The sequence below is a fragment of the Pseudomonas sp. S1(2024) genome, assembly GCF_046557535.1.
Map to the genome: position 1 here is coordinate 1 of NZ_JBKGFP010000087.1, position 15,876 is coordinate 15,876.

Sequence of the window (15,876 nt, forward strand, 5' to 3'; positions counted from 1 at the left end):
AAAGGGCCAGTGAAACCCTCATCAAAGCAAGGGTGATCCCCCATTACAGACCAAGGGGTGAAAACCTCCCCCCCGGATGCAGTACAATCGCCCCCTTTTTCTTGGCAACGAGTCGAAGCCAATGATCGAACCCAAGCGCGTCCTGCGCGCCCTAGCCGAACACTGGGCCCTGATCGAGCCGCTGTGCGAGCGTTTCGACCAGGGCACCCTGAGCCTGGTCGAATTGCGTCAGCATGTGGCCCGCCAGCAGGTCGAGAGCACCCCGCAGGACATCACCCAGCTGCTCGACGTGTGGATCCGCCTGGATATCCTGGTCCCGGTGGCCAAGAGCCCGAACCGTTTCGAGCTCAACGCGCAGATCCACGACTTCCTCGCCTACCTGCGCCGCGAACACCGGCTGGGCCTGTGCCTGGAGATCGAAGCCTACCTGCGCCACCTTGAGCGCCTGGCCGGGCATATCCAGGACGCCTTCGACAACCGCGACAGCGACGACCTGGCGCGCCAGCTGCGCCTGCTCGACATGCGGGTGCGCGATGTACTGAAGAAGCTCGACAACGACGAACAGGCACTGGTGGCCGTGGCCGAGCGGGCCAAGACCAGCAACCGCCAGATCCCGCTGCGCCAGCGCTATGCCGAAGTACTGGCGACCTGGGACGAGTACGTCGAGCCGATGATCCAGCTGGTCAACGCCGACGGCGCCTTCGAACAGGGCGTGCGCAAGGTCGAGACCGTGCTGCTGAAGCTGCTGGGCGAACAGGCGCGCCTGGGCCACCTGGTCGACGACGACATGCTGCTGCGCACCCACGCGCGCATCCTGGAAATGCAGACCAGCGCCCAGCTGACCCTGCGCCACGCCCGCGAATTGCTGTTGCCGCTGCGTGAAGAAGCCCGCCGGCACAACGCCGTGACCCGTGGCGCCGCACTGGCCCTGTCGGTGATCCGGCGCAAGGGCATCGACGCCGTACCGCAAGCGGCCATGCCGATGTTCACCCGCCCGCAAAGCACCTTCCTCGGCAGCGCCAGCCAGGTCGAGGCCTATGTCTACGCACTGGCCCGCTTCGAGCCCAAGCCGGCGCGCTTCCCCAAGGCCCACAAGACCCAGTCCGGCGCCCTGCCCCGCGCACCGCGCACGGTCAAGGAAATGGCCGAACGCTGCGAACAGGCCCTGCCGCTGCCCGACCTGATGGTCTGGCTGCTGGAGCAGGAACCCGAAGGCGCCACCGACGAGCTGCTGTACTGGTTCTCGCGCCTGTCGCGGGAAAAGCGCTTCAAGCGCGAACGCCTCGACCGCCGCGAGTACATCACCCAGGAACACCTGGTCAGCCTGCGCTCGTTCGCCCTGACCTCCAGCCGCGAAGACGCCGCCAGCGCGCCTACCGAATCCAACGCGAGCCCAGCCCATGCATCTTGATCTTTCCGAACTGTCCCAGCTCGCGCCGATCTTCCGCGAGCTGTTCAAAGGCTTCCACGTCAGCCGCCGCGACCCCGAGCTGTACGCCCAGCTGTCGAACTTCCAGGACCAGTACCGCACCCTGTTCAAGGCCCTGGGCTTCGAACTGGTGTGCGACACCCGTGGCTTCTACTACTTCGTGCCGGACATGACCGCCGCGCAGGTCAACAAGACCGCGCAGCGCCTGTCGCTGTTCACCTTCATCCTGGTCGAACACCTGGCCGACCAGGGCCGCGACCCGATGGCCGTGCTCGATGGCGGCAGCATTGGCCGTGACGAACTGCCCTCGCTGCTGGACAAGTACCGCGACCTTTTCCTGCAGGCCGAAGTGCAGACCGTGGACGAGCTGGAAGAAAAAATCCTGCGCCGCATGACCCAGCTCGGCTTCGCCTTCGAGGAAGGCGGCATCTACCGCTTCCTGCCGCCGATGCATCGCTTCCTCGACGTGTGCCTGGCCGTGCAGCAGGACCGCGACCTGGCCGCCACCCTGCACAGCGACCTGCCGCTGCCGACCCCGGTACTGGTCGAGGAAGAAAGCCCCGAAGAACTCAACCGCACCGACGACCCGCTCGACCTCAGCCCCTTCGAGGGCGAGGAAAGCGAAGAGGAAGCCCTGGCCCGGGCCATCCGCGAAGAGCAACAGGAGATTGACGCATGAGCCAGGAACGCTACGGCATCCGCCGCTTCGCACTGCTCAACACCGCCGGCTACAGCCTTGGCCTGTTCCCGCTGGAGCACCCACTGTCGGTATACGGTGCCAACAACCTGGGTAAATCGGCGTCGATCAACGCCCTGCAGTTCCCGATCCTGGCGCGCATGTCGGACATGAGCTTCGGCAAGTACAGCCTCGAGCAGTCGCGCCGCTTCTACTTCGCCAGCGACACCTCGTACATTCTCTGCGAACTGAGCCTGCCACACGGCCCGCACGTCATCGGCGTTGTCGGCCGCGGCCCGGGCGGCGGTTTCGGCCACCAGTTCTTTGCCTACAAGGGCGAACTGGACCTGGCCCACTACCAGAAGAACGACACCTGCCTGCGCCAGAAAGAGCTGTTCACCAACCTCGAGCGCCTGGGGATCAAGGCCTACGAGCTGAAGCCTGACGAACTGCGTCGTCTGCTGGTCGGTGGCCACACCTCGGTGCCGCTGGACCTGACCATGATCCCGCTGCGCTCGACCAGCGAGCAAAGCCTGAAAACCTTCCGCGCGCTGTTTATCAACCTGCTGCACATGCGCGAAATCACCGCCGCCAAGCTCAAGCAACTGTTCCTCGACGCCTTCGAGCACAGCCTGCGCTCTGGTAGCGTCGACTATATCGCCGCGTGCGAGGAAGCCTTCCGCGACGTGCGCCGCATGGAACAGGACTACAACGCCCTGGTCGCCGCCGGCCCGCTGGTCGAGGCCCTGGCCGGTGGCGTGGCCCAGCGCGACATCCTGCGCGGCAAGCTGCACCGCATTTCACCAGTGCTCGACACCCTGCTGGGCACCTGGCAGGAATACGCCATGGCGCGCAAGGAAGAGCTGGTGATCCAGGCCGAGCACTACCGTGGCGAGCAGGACCGCCTGCAGAACGACCAGCGCGGCGGTACTCAGGAACTGATGCGCCTGGAGCGTGAAATCACCGGTATCCAGCGCTGGCTGGGCGAACTGTCGGTGCTCAAGCATCGCTTCGCCCTGGTCGATGACGTCAAGGTGCTTGAGCAGCAACTGCTGGCGGCCAAGGACGCCCACGACGAACTGGCCGGCGCCCTGGCCCAGTCGCGGCAGTTCAGCGCCGAAGACCTGGACGAACGCGTCCGCGACCTGGAAAAGCGCCTGAAGCAGGTCAAGCAACAGCTCGACCACGCCGACAACAACAGCTACGCCCGCCTGCGCGAAGAGTTCTCGCAGCAGGACGTCGACCGCCTGATGCGCCTGTTCAATGGCGCACTGTTCAGCCTGCCGCTGGGTGAGCGCGGTATCGAACTGGACGACAGCGACCTGTGGGTAAAATCGCTGGAAGCGGTGCTCGACGGCTTCAAGGGCGAACGCTTCGAAGCCCCGGGCCTGTCCATCGACCTGTCGCACATCGACCCGCCGGCACTGCAGGCCCTGGCCGACCGTGCCGCCCTGCGTGACCAGAAAGAGCGCCTGGAAAAAGAGCTGAAGCAGCTCAAGACCCAGCAAGCCGTGGCCGCCGACCGCTCCGCCTCCAAGGCGCAGACCGAAGCCCTTTACCAGGAAGTACTGGACGCGCAGAAAGCGCTGGAAGACTTCCGCCGCAGCGAAACCCTGGCCGCCGAAGAGCCCGAGAAGCTGGAACAGCTGTCGCAGCTCGAAGCCGCCCAGGACGAACTCAAACGCTCCAGCGACGCCTTCACTGAACGTGTCCAGCAGCTGTCGGCCAAGCTGCAGCTGGTCGGCCGGCAGATCGGCGACCTCGAGGCCAAGCAGCGCACCCTGGAAGACGCCCTGCGCCGTCGCCAGCTGCTGCCGGCCGACCTGCCCTACGGCACGCCGTACATGGAAGCCATCGACGACTCGATGGACAACCTGCTGCCACTGCTCAACGACTACCAGGACAGCTGGCAGAGCCTGCAACGGGTCGACAACCAGATCGAGGCGCTGTACGCCCAGGTGCGCCTGAAAGGCGTAGCCAAGTTCGACAGTGAAGACGACATGGAACGCCGCCTGCAGCTGCTGGTGAATGCCTACGCGCACCGCACCGACGAAGCCCTGACCTTGGCCAAGGCCCGCCGCGCTGCGGTCACCGACATCGCCCGGACCCTGCGCAACATCCGCAGCGACTACGACAGCCTCGAGCACCAGTTGGCGCTGTTCAACCGCGAGATCAACAAGCGCCAGGTATCCAACCTGGAGAGCTTCCGCGTGGTGCTGGCGCCGAACAAGGAAGCGCTCAAGCACATCGACCAGATCATTCACAGCGCCGGTCAGTACGAAGAAGGCGAAACCCTGTCGGTATTCGACCTGACCCAGAGCGCCGAGCAGGACAACAAGAACGAAGAGGCCAAGGAATACCTGGCACGGCTGGTGGCGGCCAACCACAACCAGCTGGGCCTGAAGGACCTGTTCGAGCTGGCATTCGAGATCACCAAGGTCAACGGCCAGCCGGTGATCCATGCCGACATCGACGGCGCGGCATCCAACGGCACCACCATGACCATCAAGGCGCTGACCAACATGTACCTGTTGCTGCACCTGATGGACCGCGACCTGGCCGGGCGTATCCGCCTGCCGTACTACCTGGACGAAGCGGCGGACATCGACGAACGCAACCAGGCTGCACTGCTGGAGACCAGCCTGCAGCTCGGCTTCGTGCCGATCCTGGCGAGCGTGAAGCCGCAGGTGTCGGCGCGCGTGGCGATCGACCTGGAAGGTGGCAGTGGGCCGAATGGCATCTACATCGACGAGGCGGACTGGAAGTTCATCAGCCGTCGCGATGAGGTGAAGGCGGTTGTGCGTGAGGATCATCAGGCCGAGGAATTGGCCTGAGGTAATTGGGGCCGCTTTGCGGCCCTTTCGCCGGCAAGCCAGCTCCCACAGATATTGCACAAGCCCCGAGGCCTGCAATGTACCTGTGGGAGCTGGCTTGCCGGCGATGGAGGCCAAAGGCCTCCCGGCGATCTGTCAGGCTATCAATGAGCCCAAGGCAGAATCGGAATCGCGGTCACCGCATTCTGCGGGCTGCCTTCGATCATGCGGTCGCTGTACACCAGGTACACCAGCGTATTGCGCTTCTTGTCGAGGAAGCGCACCACCTGCATGGTCTTGAACACCAGCGAGGTGCGTTCCTTGAACACTTCCTCGCCATCCTTCAGCTCACCCTTGAAGTTGATCGGCCCGACCTGACGACAGGCAATCGATGCCTCCGCCCGGTCCTCCGCCAGCCCCAGCCCACCCTTCACGCCGCCGGTCTTGGCCCGCGACAGGTAGCAGGTCACGCCCTCGACCTTGGGGTCGTCGAACGCCTCGACCACAATACGATCATTCGGCCCGAGGAACTTGAACACGGTGGACACCTGGCCGATTTCCTCGGCCCCGGCCAGCATTGGCAGCACCAATGCCGCCACGCCGATTACCCGTTTCAGCACGCTCATACCAGCACCAGGTTGTCGCGGTGCACCAACTCCGGTTCTGCGCTGTAGCCCAGCAGGCTTTCGATGGCATCGGAGGGCTGGCCGATGATCTTCTGCGCCTCAAGGGCGCTGTAGTTGGCCAGCCCACGGGCTACTTCCAGGCCGTCCGGGCCGACGCACACCACCATCTCGCCACGACGGAAGCTGCCCTGCACGGTCTTCACGCCAACCGGCAGCAGGCTCTTGTTGGCCTGGCGCAGCGCCTGCACGGCACCGGCATCCAGCACCAGGGTGCCACGGGTCTGCAGGTGGCCGGCCAGCCACTGCTTGCGCGCGGCAAGCATGCCGCGCTCGGGCGACAGCAAGGTACCCAGGCGTTCGCCAGCCTTGAGGCGATCCAGCACGCGCTCGATGCGGCCACCGATGATGATGGTGTGGGCACCGGAACGGGCAGCCAGGCGCGCGGCGCGCAGCTTGGTCTGCATGCCGCCACGACCCAGCGCGCCACCGGTACCGCCGGCCACGGCATCCAGTGCCGGGTCGTCGGCGCGAGCCTCGTAGATCAGCTGGGCTTCGGGATTGTTGCGCGGATCTGCGTCGAACATGCCATCGCGGTCGGTGAGAATCACCAGCAGGTCAGCCTCGACCAGGTTGGCCACCAGCGCCGCCAGGGTGTCGTTGTCGCCGAAGCGGATCTCATCGGTGACCACGGTATCGTTTTCGTTGATCACCGGCACCACGCCCAGGTCGACCAGCGTGCGCAGGGTGCTGCGGGCGTTCAGGTAGCGCTTGCGGTCGGACAGGTCGTCATGGGTCAGCAGGATTTGCGCGGTGTGCTTGCCGTGCTCGCCGAAGCTCGACTCCCAGGCCTGCACCAGGCGCATCTGGCCGATCGAGGCAGCCGCCTGCAGCTCGTTCATCGCACTCGGTCGCGACGTCCAGCCCAGCTGGCTCATGCCGGCAGCCACGGCCCCGGAGGAGACCAGTACCAACTCCACGCCTGCCTCACGCAGCGCGACCATCTGCTCGACCCAAACGGCCATGGCACCGCGATCGAGGCCTTTGCCATCGGCGGTCAGCAGAGCACTGCCAATCTTCACGACCCAGCGCTTGGCGCCCGTCACCTTGCTTCGCATCTTCTTCCAACCTATGTCGAATCTGTAGATACCGTGGATACAAAAACGCCGCTCCAAAGAGCGGCGTTTAGTGTACTGCAACCGGTCAGTCGCGCACGTAAATGATTTCCGGGCCGTCTTCGTCGTCCTCGAAATCATCGTCCCAACCATCATCGTCGCCGATGTCGTGCACGCTCTTGACACCAGTACGGCGCAGGGTACGGGCATCGTCCAGGGCCTGCAGCTGGGCACGGGCTTCGTCTTCGATGCGCTGGTCGAGGTCGGCCAGCTCTTCGGCGTAGGCCGGGTCGTTGGCCAGGCGGTCGGCGCGGTCTTCGAGGTAGCGCATCAGGTCGTGGCTGAGCTTTTCGGTGCCCTGCTTGGAGATGGCCGAAATCACGTAGACCGGGCCCTCCCACTGCAGGCGCTCGACCACCTCCTTGACCCGCTCGTCGCGCTCGTCATCCATGACCATGTCGGCCTTGTTCAGCACCAGCCAGCGCTCACGCTCGGCCAGCGACGGGCTGAAGCGGGTCAGCTCGTTGACGATGACTTCGGCGGCATCGGCTGGGCTGCTTCCGTCCAGCGGCGCCATGTCCACCAGGTGCAGCAGTACGCGGGTACGCGCCAGGTGCTTGAGGAAGCGGATACCCAGGCCGGCGCCTTCGGAAGCACCTTCGATCAGGCCGGGAATGTCGGCGATGACGAAGCTCTTCCAGCGGTCGACGCTGACCACACCCAGGTTCGGCACCAGGGTGGTGAACGGGTAGTCGGCCACCTTCGGCTTGGCGGCCGAAACCGAGCGAATGAAAGTGCTCTTGCCGGCATTCGGCAGGCCCAGCAGGCCGACGTCAGCCAGCACTTTCATTTCCATCTTCAGGTCACGCTGGTCACCTGGCTTGCCCGGGGTGGTCTGGCGCGGTGCACGGTTGGTGCTGGACTTGAAGCGGGTGTTGCCCAAACCGTGCCAGCCGCCCTGGGCGACCATCAGTTTCTGGCCCGGGGTGACCAGGTCACCGATCACTTCCTGGGTGGAGGCGTCGATCACGGTAGTGCCGACCGGCACACGCAGGTACAGGTCGTCGCCCTTCTTGCCGGTGCAGTCGGTGCTGCCGCCGTTGGCGCCACGCTGGGCCTCGTGGTGACGGGTGTAGCGATAGTCGACCAGGGTGTTGAGGTTTTCGTCGGCGATCATGTACACCGAACCACCGTCGCCACCGTCACCACCGTTGGGGCCACCGTTCTCGATGAATTTCTCGCGACGGAAGCTCATGCAACCGTTGCCACCGTCACCGGCCTTGACCCGAATGGATACTTCGTCAACAAACTTCATTCAAAACCGCCTCTCGCCTGCTGGCGAGTTGAATACCTGAAAAACCTGAGGCTCTTGCAAAAATGAGCGCGGCGGCCCCGTACGACCGTAGAAACCCACGCCGGCAGCCCATACAAACAGCTTTGCAAGAGGCTCACCACAAACGAAAAAGCCCCGTCGCATGACGGGGCTTCTGGAGCGACGTCGCGATTAAGCGGCGACGATGCTCACGTAACGGCGCATGAACTCGCCTTTTTTCTCGAACTTGATCACGCCTTCGATCTTGGCGAACAAGGTGTGATCCTTGCCCATGCCAACACCGTAGCCAGCGTGGAATTCGGTGCCGCGCTGACGGACGATGATGTTGCCTGGCTTGATAACCTGGCCGCCATACATCTTCACGCCAAGGCGTTTCGATTCTGAGTCGCGACCGTTACGAGTACTACCACCAGCCTTCTTGTGAGCCATGGTTCAATTCTCCAAATAAATTCAGGGGATCTAGGGGATTAAGCCTGGATACCGGTGATTTTGATCTCGGTGAACCACTGGCGGTGGCCCATACGCTTCATGTGGTGCTTACGACGACGGAACTTGATGATGCGAACCTTGTCGTGGCGGCCTTGCGAAACGACTTCGGCCACTACTTTAGCGCCAGCAACAACTGGAGCACCGATGGTGACTTCTTCACCGTTGGCGACCAGCAGGACGCGATCGAAGGTCACGGATTCGCCAGTGGCGACTTCCAGTTTTTCGATCTTGAGGAATTCACCTTCAGCGACTTTGTACTGCTTGCCGCCGGTAACGATTACTGCGTAAGACATGGTATTTCTCCGATAATCCTGCTCACCCAGCGCTTTATATGATGAGTATTGGCTGGCATGGCTGCACAGGGCTGGAACGGCCCGGCGCAATTGCGTAAGGCAGGTGCTGCCCAGGAAGTTAGGGTGCGCGATTGTACGCAACCGCGGTTTTGCTTGCAAGTGCCGCCCCCGGGGCGCTGGCACCGCGCCTTGACACACCGGGACCCGCGACCTAGCATGCCGCGCAACCTCACTGGAGCAGCCGATGCAACCCCAATCCTTCTACCGCGCGGTGGCTGATGATTTCAGCGCCGTCGACGAGATCATCAAGAAGCAGCTGACCTCGCGCGTGCCGCTGGTATCGAAGATCGGCGACTATATCACGTCCGCCGGTGGCAAGCGCCTGCGCCCCCTGCTGGTGCTGCTGTGTGGCAAGGCCCTGGGCCGCGAAGGCGACGACCTGCGCCTGCTGGCTGCCACCATCGAATTCCTGCACACCGCTACCCTGCTGCACGACGACGTGGTCGACATGTCCGGCATGCGCCGTGGCCGCTCCACCGCCAATGCCCTGTGGGGCAACGCGCCGAGCGTGCTGGTGGGCGACTTCCTCTATTCGCGCTCGTTCGAGATGATGGTCGAACTGGGCTCGATGCCGGTCATGCAGATCCTGTCCAAGGCCACCCGCGTGATTGCCGAAGGTGAGGTGCTGCAGCTGTCGCGGGTACGCGATGCCAGTACCACCGAGGAAGTCTACATGGAGGTCATCCGCGGCAAGACCGCGATGCTGTTCGAGGCTTCGACCCACAGCGCCGCCGCACTGGCCGAAGCAACCGACGAACAGCGCGAGGCCCTGCGTACCTTCGGTGACCACCTGGGCGTGGCGTTCCAGCTGGTCGACGACCTGCTGGACTACAAGGGCGACTCGCAGACCCTGGGCAAGAACGTCGGTGACGACCTGGCCGAAGGCAAGCCTACCCTGCCGCTGATCTACACCATGCGCGAAGGCACCGCCGAACAGGCTGCGCTGGTGCGCCAGGCGATCCAGAAGGGTGGCCTGGAAGACCTGGAGCAGATTCGCGTGGCAGTCGAGGAGTCAGGTGCTCTGAAGTACACGGCGGAGCTTGCGCGTGACTATGTGAAGCGTGCCATCCAGTGCCTGGAAGTGCTGCCGGCCAGCGAATATCGTGATGCGCTGGTCGAGTTGAGCGAGTTTGCTGTCGCGCGTACTCACTGATAGACCGAGTCGTCTTCATTCGCGGGCAAGCCCGCTCCTACAGGATTGCGTCGCCTGTATGAGCTGGCTTGCCCGCGATGCTTTTGTCCGGACATAATCACTTCTGAAAAAATACCTTATACAATTCGGGTTTTTAACCGCCCGTCTGTTTGTTTGAGGAACCGAAGTGAGCACTCTGCCACCCTGCCCGAAATGCAACTCCGAATACACCTATGAGGATGGCACGCAGCTGATCTGCCCTGAATGCGCCCACGAGTGGTCGGCCAGCGGCGACGCCGAAGCGGCCAGCGACGAGGTGGTGAAGAAGGACTCGGTCGGCAACATCCTGCAGGATGGCGACACCGTCACCGTGATCAAGGACCTCAAGGTCAAGGGCTCGTCCCTGGTGGTCAAGGTCGGCACCAAGGTCAAGAACATCCGCCTGTGCGACGGCGACCACGACATCGACTGCAAGATCGACGGCATCGGCGCCATGAAGCTGAAGTCCGAGTTCGTACGCAAGGTCTGATTTTCCATAAAACCGCCAATTGGCGCTTGCTATTCAGATAATAAGAATTATTCTCATTGGGACTGCTATCCAAGGAGAATAGCCATGACTTATCTGATCGACGCCTGGCTGGACCGCCCTCACCCCTACCTGCGCATTCTTCATCGGGAAACCGGCGAAGTGTGCGCGGTGCTTGAAGAAGAAGCACTCGACGAGCTGCGTGACCAGGGCGACCTGGACATGAGCGGGCTGAATTCGAGTGAACCGGGGGTACTCAAGGAGCTAGTGCGGAATCTGTTTCTGTTCTGCTATGCGCGGGCGTTGCGCCCCGGAGGGATAGACTGGAACTGACGGACCTGGCGAGGGCTTCGCCCTCGATCACGACACAAGGCCGCTCCTACAGGTGTATGCGTTCCCCTGTAGGAGCGGCCTTGTGTCGCGAATGGGCCGCAAAGCGGCCCCGAGGGCATTACAGAACGTCGAGCAGCTCGACGTCGAACACCAGCACGCTGTGCGGCGGGATGCTGCCAACGCCTTGGGCGCCGTAGGCCAGCTCGCTCGGCACGTACAGGCGCCATTTGCTGCCAGCGTTCATCAGCTGCAGGGCTTCGGTCCAGCCAGCGATCACACCACCTACCGGGAATTCAGCCGGCTGACCACGGTCGTAGGAGCTGTCGAACACAGTGCCGTCGATCAGGGTGCCGTGGTAGTGGGTGCGCACATTGTCTTCGCGGGTCGGCTTGGCGCCTTCACCTGCGGTCAGTACTTCGAACTGCAGGCCCGAAGCCAGGGTGGTGATGCCGTCACGCTTGGCGTTCTCGACCAGGAATGCCTTGCCAGCGGCAGCAGCGGCTTCAGCCTTGGCAGCTGCTTCGGCTTGCATCACTTCGCGGATCACCTTGAAGCTGGCCGACAGGTCGGATTCGCTAACGCGGCTGTCGGCGCCGTTGAAGGCATCGGTCAGGCCAGCCAGGATGGCTTCCAGGCTGACGCCCGGTGGCGGGTTGTCGCGCAGCTGGCCGCCCAGCTGACGGCCGATGCCGTAGCTGACGCGCGTTTCGTCGGTGGACAGGTTGAGTTCGGACATTATCGTGCTCCACTGCAGGGCGCAGTGAAGCCGCGCCCTTGATGAAAAGGGCGAGCAGCCTAGCACACTGGGGCGCTGCGAGCAGCTACCAGGCCGAGCGCTGGGAAATCGGCACCTTCAAGTCTTCTTCCGGGTGCGTGCCCATGCCGCACATTTCGTCCTGCACCGACCAGTGCACCAGGTTCATCGAGACCATGGGGATGGTTTGCAGCAACTTGCGCGCATCCTCCACCGAATGCACGCGCAAGCGTTCACCACGGGCATCGGACAGGGGATGGGGGTGGCCTTTGATCCGCGCTTCGAGCAGGTAGTCACCGCCTTCGATGGCGATCAGGTTCAGTTCGTCGACATGGCCAGCCCTGGCCTCGGTGTTGAGCTGATGCAGGTTCATGAGAGCACCTCGCGATGGGAACCACGCATGAGAGCTCATTTTTTGTACAGAAAGGGCGAATGCACAAGGCATGACTGACGCCGCTCGTCAGTTAGACCGTGCCGGCCTCTTCGCGGGCTTGCCCGCTCCCACAGGGATTGCGAAGAGGCCTGAAAGGTTCAGTGCTTGGTCAGCTTGTCCAGGTAACCCATGCAGAATGCCGAGACCACGAAGGTCATGTGGATGATCACGTACCACATCAGGTAATCGGTGGAGATGTTCTGTGCGTCCATGAACACCCGCAGCAGGTGGATGGACGAAATGGCCACAATCGATGCAGCAACCTTCATCTTCAGCGACGAAGAGTCCATCTTGCCCAGCCAGTTGAGCTTTTCCTTGCTCTCGTCGATGTCCAGTTGCGAGACGAAGTTCTCGTAGCCGGAGATCATCACCATCACCAGCAGGCCGCCCACCAGCGACATGTCGATCAGCGACAGGATCACCAGGATCAGGTCGGCTTCGCTGAGGGCGAAGACGTTGGGCAGGACGTGGACCACTTCCTGGAAGAATTTCAGCGCCAGGGCCAGCAGGCCGAGGGACAGGCCGAAGTAGATGGGGGCGAGCAGCCAGCGCGAGGCATACATCGCATTTTCGAGGATACGTTCCATGGAGTGTCGGGACTCATCAGGTGACTAAAAAAGCGACGGCGAGTATAGCCAGCCACCTGTTACAGCAAAAGCCCGGTGAACGGGGCTGCTTTGCAGCCCAATCGCCGGCAAGCCAGCTCCCACAGGTTGAGCACCGACCTGTGGCCTTTGCTTTACCTGTGGGAGCTGGCTTGCCGGCGATGAGGCCAGTAAAAGTTACTCAGGTCTCAGGATGAAACTGGTAATCCCCCAGATTCCGACACCGCTCACCGTTGATCCGCCGCAACTGCGCCTGCAAATGCAAACACCAGATCTGCGGATCCTCGGCCACCTGGTACCCATGCAAGGTCAAGCTGTCGACAATGGCATTGAGCACAGATTCGGCCACCAGCGGCCCATGGAACGGCCCTTGGGCCTTGATCGCGGACGGTTGTTCACCGGCCATGCCGGCGGCGAACAGCAGCGTCCACATGCCGTTATCCCCGGCCAGCGGACGGATGCTGCATTCGATGCGGGTCACCAGGCCCAGGCACTGGCGTGTGAGGCTGAGATTGCGCATGGCCGCGCCCCCTCCAATAAGCCTTGTTCAGCCTGAACCTCAGGCTGTTTCCATCCTGAACGCTGTTACCGTCCTTAAGTTCCAGCATAGAAGAACGGTACAGAAAGATGGAAAACCGGCGCTGAACGGTAGCACATCGCCGCCAGCGCCGGCTTTTTGACTCAGGCCGGCTTGGCCTGGGCAATCACCTCTTCCAGGCGCTCTTTCTCCGCCTTCTCGATTTCTTCCTCGCTGATCATCTCGGCAATCTCACGCAGGCGCTCCACCACCCGGGCGTTGACGCTGCCTTCGGTGAACTGGCCCTTGTCATCCAGCACACCGGCCTCCTCGCCCACCAGCAGGCTCAACGCCTCGTCGGCCTGGCTGACCGCGTACACGTGGAACATGCCGTTCTCCACTGCTTGCAGCACACGCTCGTCGAGCATCAGCGTGGCAACGTTGGCACGCGGGATGATCACCCCCTGCTCGCCGGTCAGGCCACGCGCCTCGCACAAGCGGAAGAAGCCTTCGATCTTCTCGTTGACCCCACCCACCGCCTGCACTTCACCAAACTGGTTGATCGAGCCGGTGATGGCGAAGCACTGCTTGAGCGGCGTACGCGACAAGGCCGAGATCAGCGTGCAGGCTTCGCCCAGCGAGGCGCTGTCACCGTCCACATAGCCGTAGGACTGTTCCAGGGCGATGCTCGCCGAGATCGCCAGCGGGAACTCCTGGGCATAGCGGCTGCCCAGGTAACCGGTGAGGATCATCACACCCTTGGAGTGGATCGGCTGCCCGAGGTTTACCTCACGCTCGATGTCGACGATACCGCTGCCGCCCGGGTACACGGTGGCGGAGATACGCGCCGGCATACCGAACGCCGAATCACCCACTTCCAGCACGGTCAGGCCGTTGCATTTGCCGATGGCCGCGCCTTCGGTGTCGATCAGGATGATGCCGGCGAGCATGTCGTCCAGCACCCGCTGCGAAACACGCCCGGTGCGGGTGGCCTTGGCCTTGAGCGCACGCTCGATGTGCCCGGCGTCGGTCATTTCGTCACTGGCCAGCTGGCGGATGAAATCAGCTTCGCTGACCAGCTGGAACAGGTCGCCGATACGTGCCGACAGGCGCGACTGGTTTTCTGCCAGGCGGGCGCTGTAGGTGGCCAGACGCGCCACCGCGTCACTGGTCAGTGGCGCCATGCCCTCTTCGTTGGTGCGGGTGCGCAACAGCTGGGCGAACTGCTCCAGGTTCTCATCGACCATGGGCATGTCTTCGTCGAAGTCCACCAGCACCCGGAACATCTCCTGGAAGTCCGGGTCGTGGTCCTGCAGCGCGTAGTAAAGCTGGCGCGAACCGATGATGACCAGCTTGATGTTCAGCGGGATCATCTGCGGCGTCAGGCTGACGGTAGCCACCCGCCCCAGCTCGCCCAGTGGCGACTCCATCTTCAACTTGCGCGACTGCAGCGCACGCTTGAGCGCGTCCCAGACGAACGGCTCGCCCAACATTTTCTCGGCTTCCAGAATCAGGAAGCCGCCGTTGGCGCGGTGTAGCGCGCCTGGGCGCAGCTGACGGTAAGAGGTGTACAGCGCACCCTGGTCGGTGCTGTATTCGATACGGCCAAACAGGTTGTCGTAGGTCGGGTGCGGCTCGAACACCACCGGCGCACCGCCGTCGGCGTGGTGGCCGACCACCAGGCTTGGCGCGTACTGCTCTTCCAGCAGCTTGCGCGCAGCCGCGTCGGTCTTGCTGTCATCGACCAGTTGCTCGACCACGGTACGCAGCAGGTTCAGCTGCACCGACTGCAGGTAGGCGCAGACCGCAGCGTTCTCGGCGTACTTCTCCGACAGCGGCGCCAGCAACGGCTGCAGGGCCAGGGTGATGGTTTCCTCGTTGAGCTGGCGCAGCTGGTTGTTCGACTCGCGTTTCCATTGCGGCAGGCTGGCCAGCTCTTCGTTCAGGCGTTCCTCGAGCAGGGCGATATCCTCGTGGAACTGCTCGCGCACCTCTTCCGGCAACTGGGCGAATTCGGCTTCATCCAGCGCCTTGCCGTCGGCCATCGGGGTGAAGGCGACGTTGCTGGCATCGCGGTACAGGGCCACGTCCTTTTCCAGCGAGGCGCGCTCGATCACATCCAGGGCGCGGTCGTAACGCTGGTTGAAGGCGCGGTCGATGGCGCCTTTCTTCTGCTGGTACGACGGGTGCTCGAATACTGCAGGGAAGGTCGACAACAGGTTGTCGATCAGCCCGTTCATGTCGGCGATGAACGCCCCGGCGGTGCCGGACGGCAATTCCAGTGCGCGGGGTTCGCGTGTGTCATCGAAGTGGTTGACGTAGACCCAGTCGGCCGGGGTCTGCTGACGCTTGCCCTCGGCCTTGAGGTAGCGCTTGACGAACGAGAAGCGGCCGGTGCCGGGCTCGCCCATCACGTACACGTTGTAACCAGGGCGCGGCATGGCCACGCCAAACTGCAGGGCCTCGACAGCACGCTCCTGGCCCAGGACTCCGCGAAACGGCTCCAGATCGTCGGTATTGGTAAAGGCAAACTGCTCGGGGGAGAAACGCCGGGTCAGGGCTTCAGGCGCGAGACGCAGGCGCGCAGCGACAGGATCGGGCATTGGGTTTCCTTACTTCGGCGGGGCAGATACGCAGCATTCTGGCGCTGCCCGCGCGCGCCTTGCAAGGCTCCGCAGGACTTTATGTCGCAGCCGGTGCGGGTCATGCAGCAGCAAATTTTTCGCAATCAACAACGCAACTCTT

General features: G+C 63.1%; 16 protein-coding genes. 6 read left to right on the top strand and 10 right to left on the bottom strand.

What is annotated here, in order from left to right; translation table 11 throughout:
- The first annotated feature begins 121 nt into the window (after window positions 1–121).
- Genes mksB through mksF form a run of 3 tightly spaced genes read left to right on the top strand, consistent with a single transcriptional unit; the run spans window position 122 to window position 4,939 of the window.
- Entirely contained in the window at window positions 122–1,411 is a 1,290-nt protein-coding gene (gene mksB, locus ACLCGK_RS23850; protein WP_024086237.1) for an Mks condensin complex protein MksB, read from the top strand.
- Window positions 1,401–2,108 (top strand): Mks condensin complex protein MksE, encoded by a 708-nt coding sequence (gene mksE / locus ACLCGK_RS23855; protein ID WP_013970824.1) that lies wholly within the window; start codon window positions 1,401–1,403, stop codon window positions 2,106–2,108. Before mksB ends, mksE begins: the two co-directional genes overlap by 11 nt.
- Complete coding sequence (gene mksF / locus ACLCGK_RS23860; protein WP_410952053.1) at window positions 2,105–4,939, top strand: Mks condensin complex protein MksF; 2,835 nt, start codon at window positions 2,105–2,107, stop codon at window positions 4,937–4,939. The genes mksE and mksF overlap by 4 nt, the downstream gene beginning before the upstream one ends.
- Before the next feature lie 143 nt (window positions 4,940–5,082).
- On the opposite strand, the gene ACLCGK_RS23865 is transcribed toward mksF, so the two are convergent.
- The 5 genes from ACLCGK_RS23865 to rplU form a co-directional block, all read right to left on the bottom strand.
- Window positions 5,083–5,544: a CreA family protein gene (locus ACLCGK_RS23865; protein WP_003256322.1), complete on the bottom strand. Its 462-nt coding sequence runs from the start codon at window positions 5,542–5,544 to the stop codon at window positions 5,083–5,085.
- The gene (gene proB, locus ACLCGK_RS23870; protein ID WP_015268899.1) at window positions 5,541–6,659 is read right to left on the bottom strand and encodes a glutamate 5-kinase; all 1,119 of its coding nucleotides are present in this window, start codon (window positions 6,657–6,659) and stop codon (window positions 5,541–5,543) included. The genes ACLCGK_RS23865 and proB overlap by 4 nt, the downstream gene beginning before the upstream one ends.
- 85 nt (window positions 6,660–6,744) lie before the next feature.
- Window positions 6,745–7,971 carry an Obg family GTPase CgtA gene (gene cgtA / locus ACLCGK_RS23875; RefSeq protein WP_013970821.1) on the bottom strand — a complete coding sequence of 409 codons (1,227 nt, stop codon included), beginning with the start codon at window positions 7,969–7,971 and terminating at the stop codon, window positions 6,745–6,747.
- A 189-nt stretch (window positions 7,972–8,160) separates the two neighbouring features.
- Window positions 8,161–8,418, bottom strand: coding sequence for a 50S ribosomal protein L27 (gene rpmA, locus ACLCGK_RS23880; protein ID WP_003247464.1), 258 nt, complete (start codon window positions 8,416–8,418; stop codon window positions 8,161–8,163).
- Between the two features lie 38 nt (window positions 8,419–8,456).
- Complete coding sequence (gene rplU, locus ACLCGK_RS23885; protein WP_003247466.1) at window positions 8,457–8,771, bottom strand: 50S ribosomal protein L21; 315 nt, start codon at window positions 8,769–8,771, stop codon at window positions 8,457–8,459.
- Window positions 8,772–9,015: 244 nt separating this feature from the next.
- On the opposite strand from rplU, the gene ACLCGK_RS23890 reads away from it, so the two are divergent.
- The 3 genes from ACLCGK_RS23890 (at window position 9,016) to ACLCGK_RS23900 (ending at window position 10,822) form a co-directional block, all read left to right on the top strand.
- Window positions 9,016–9,984, top strand: coding sequence for a polyprenyl synthetase family protein (locus ACLCGK_RS23890; protein WP_003256318.1), 969 nt, complete (start codon window positions 9,016–9,018; stop codon window positions 9,982–9,984).
- Between the two features lie 166 nt (window positions 9,985–10,150).
- Entirely contained in the window at window positions 10,151–10,492 is a 342-nt protein-coding gene (locus ACLCGK_RS23895) for a zinc ribbon domain-containing protein YjdM (RefSeq protein ID WP_009686103.1), read from the top strand.
- Between the two features lie 84 nt (window positions 10,493–10,576).
- Window positions 10,577–10,822 (top strand): hypothetical protein, encoded by a 246-nt coding sequence (locus ACLCGK_RS23900; protein WP_253138618.1) that lies wholly within the window; start codon window positions 10,577–10,579, stop codon window positions 10,820–10,822.
- Window positions 10,823–10,940: 118 nt separating this feature from the next.
- On the opposite strand, the gene ACLCGK_RS23905 is transcribed toward ACLCGK_RS23900, so the two are convergent.
- The 5 genes from ACLCGK_RS23905 to ACLCGK_RS23925 all read right to left on the bottom strand — a co-directional run bounded on the left by ACLCGK_RS23905 (window position 10,941) and on the right by ACLCGK_RS23925 (window position 15,734).
- Window positions 10,941–11,558, bottom strand: a complete 618-nt coding sequence (locus ACLCGK_RS23905) for an FKBP-type peptidyl-prolyl cis-trans isomerase (protein WP_410952054.1) — start codon at window positions 11,556–11,558, stop codon at window positions 10,941–10,943.
- 85 nt (window positions 11,559–11,643) lie between these two features.
- Entirely contained in the window at window positions 11,644–11,949 is a 306-nt protein-coding gene (locus tag ACLCGK_RS23910; protein ID WP_015268897.1) for a DUF6482 family protein, read from the bottom strand.
- A 158-nt stretch (window positions 11,950–12,107) separates the two neighbouring features.
- Window positions 12,108–12,596: a TIGR00645 family protein gene (locus ACLCGK_RS23915; RefSeq protein WP_003247486.1), complete on the bottom strand. Its 489-nt coding sequence runs from the start codon at window positions 12,594–12,596 to the stop codon at window positions 12,108–12,110.
- Window positions 12,597–12,795: 199 nt separating this feature from the next.
- The gene (locus ACLCGK_RS23920) at window positions 12,796–13,134 is read right to left on the bottom strand and encodes a hypothetical protein (RefSeq protein ID WP_003247487.1); all 339 of its coding nucleotides are present in this window, start codon (window positions 13,132–13,134) and stop codon (window positions 12,796–12,798) included.
- 161 nt (window positions 13,135–13,295) lie between these two features.
- On the bottom strand, window positions 13,296–15,734 hold the full coding sequence (locus ACLCGK_RS23925; protein WP_013970817.1) for a Lon protease family protein: 2,439 nt from the start codon (window positions 15,732–15,734) through the stop codon (window positions 13,296–13,298).
- Window positions 15,735–15,876 lie beyond the last annotated feature (142 nt).

What these genes read in the sequence shown, in the direction of transcription:
- mksB (WP_024086237.1), top strand. Translation starts at nt 122, where the DNA reads ATGATCGAACCCAAGCGCGTCCTGCGCGCCCTAGCCGAACACTGGGCC.
- mksE (WP_013970824.1), top strand. Translation starts at nt 1,401, where the DNA reads ATGCATCTTGATCTTTCCGAACTGTCCCAGCTCGCGCCGATCTTCCGC.
- mksF (WP_410952053.1), top strand. Translation starts at nt 2,105, where the DNA reads ATGAGCCAGGAACGCTACGGCATCCGCCGCTTCGCACTGCTCAACACC.
- ACLCGK_RS23865 (WP_003256322.1), bottom strand. Translation starts at nt 5,544, where the DNA reads ATGAGCGTGCTGAAACGGGTAATCGGCGTGGCGGCATTGGTGCTGCCA.
- proB (WP_015268899.1), bottom strand. Translation starts at nt 6,659, where the DNA reads ATGCGAAGCAAGGTGACGGGCGCCAAGCGCTGGGTCGTGAAGATTGGC.
- cgtA (WP_013970821.1), bottom strand. Translation starts at nt 7,971, where the DNA reads ATGAAGTTTGTTGACGAAGTATCCATTCGGGTCAAGGCCGGTGACGGT.
- rpmA (WP_003247464.1), bottom strand. Translation starts at nt 8,418, where the DNA reads ATGGCTCACAAGAAGGCTGGTGGTAGTACTCGTAACGGTCGCGACTCA.
- rplU (WP_003247466.1), bottom strand. Translation starts at nt 8,771, where the DNA reads ATGTCTTACGCAGTAATCGTTACCGGCGGCAAGCAGTACAAAGTCGCT.
- ACLCGK_RS23890 (WP_003256318.1), top strand. Translation starts at nt 9,016, where the DNA reads ATGCAACCCCAATCCTTCTACCGCGCGGTGGCTGATGATTTCAGCGCC.
- ACLCGK_RS23900 (WP_253138618.1), top strand. Translation starts at nt 10,577, where the DNA reads ATGACTTATCTGATCGACGCCTGGCTGGACCGCCCTCACCCCTACCTG.
- ACLCGK_RS23905 (WP_410952054.1), bottom strand. Translation starts at nt 11,558, where the DNA reads ATGTCCGAACTCAACCTGTCCACCGACGAAACGCGCGTCAGCTACGGC.
- ACLCGK_RS23910 (WP_015268897.1), bottom strand. Translation starts at nt 11,949, where the DNA reads ATGAACCTGCATCAGCTCAACACCGAGGCCAGGGCTGGCCATGTCGAC.
- ACLCGK_RS23915 (WP_003247486.1), bottom strand. Translation starts at nt 12,596, where the DNA reads ATGGAACGTATCCTCGAAAATGCGATGTATGCCTCGCGCTGGCTGCTC.
- ACLCGK_RS23920 (WP_003247487.1), bottom strand. Translation starts at nt 13,134, where the DNA reads ATGCGCAATCTCAGCCTCACACGCCAGTGCCTGGGCCTGGTGACCCGC.
- ACLCGK_RS23925 (WP_013970817.1), bottom strand. Translation starts at nt 15,734, where the DNA reads ATGCCCGATCCTGTCGCTGCGCGCCTGCGTCTCGCGCCTGAAGCCCTG.